Here is a 1,122-nt window from a genome sequence, read left to right on the forward strand (position 1 = left end):
GGCAGAGAGCCATTATGAAGGATCCGTATATTACAAAAAGCAAAGTAATTGAAGATTTGGCGAAAGATGAGTTAACCATTTTGGCAAAAGAAGGACGGCATACGGGATCCGCCTATCTAAGATTATGTTATATGGATCGAGCAGGTCTCCTCTAATACCGATACCGCACCCTCAAGCAGATGACAATGTCATCTAGGAGATTTTGGACAAATGCCTTTGCTATTCCTTATTTATGTTCCTTATTGCTATTTATGCAATATGAAACGAGGCACGGGTTTCACCCGTGCCTCGTTTTCATTTCTTCTCATCTTTCTTCGGGTTGCGGAGATTATCGCCCCATTTATCAATCATTTCTGCCTGCTGCTTGACCTGCTCGCGCAGAGCTCCGATTTCTCCTCGTACCTGAGCTGTTTCCATTTGGGCTGCATGCGCCTTTTCTTCAGCCGCTTTCACCGTCTGCTCTGCTTTTTTCTCAGCTTCTTTTACCGACGTTGCCGCTTTTTCCTCAGCCGCTCTCACTNTGTCTCCGCTTTTTTCTCGGCTTCCTTTGCCGTTGTCGCTGCCTTTTCCTCAGCCGATCTCACTGCCTGCTCTGCTTTATCGGCTGCATCATTGGCCGCTACTGTTGCTTGGTCACGCGCTGTGTTTGCGCGCTGGAGCTCGGCTTTAAGCTGCTCAATTTCCCGCGCTTGCTCGTTAATTTGGTTCCCCGATCGTTCCCGATCTGCCCGACTCCGCTCGTTAATTTGCTCGTTCATTTCCTGGAGGTCCAGAACCCGCTGCTTTTCACCGTCAACTTGCGTCCGCAGCTTCACATTTTCGCTTTGCGCTGCCGAGAGCGCCTCTTTTGCCGTGTTCTCGGCTTGCTGCGCGTCCGCAAGCTCTTGTTTAATCGATGTTGCATCGCTTTGGAGCTGCTCAATATCCGAAGCCATCTGATCCGCTAATTCGGCCGTTTCCTGCTGTTCTTTTTCCGTTTCTACTCTTGCTTTGTCCAGGGCTTCACGTTCCGCCTGGAGACGGTCATTGGCGATCCCGACTGCCACATCCCAAACTTGCGCGGCGAGATCGTGCAGACGTTCCAAAACAGCCGCTGGAGCAGCTTCACGAATCGGTACCGCC

At 50.8% G+C, this 1,122-nt stretch carries 1 protein-coding gene; it reads right to left on the bottom strand.

Translation table 11 applies throughout. From position 1 onward, the window contains the following. Positions 1–294: 294 nt before the first annotated feature. Positions 295–519, bottom strand: a complete 225-nt coding sequence (locus tag FJQ58_RS02240) for a hypothetical protein (RefSeq protein ID WP_139990811.1) — start codon at positions 517–519, stop codon at positions 295–297. Between the last annotated feature and the right edge of the window lie 603 nt (positions 520–1,122).

Origin of the sequence: Paenibacillus paridis (assembly GCF_006345825.1) — a bacterium.
Taxonomy (GTDB): domain Bacteria; phylum Bacillota; class Bacilli; order Paenibacillales; family Paenibacillaceae; genus Pristimantibacillus; species Pristimantibacillus paridis.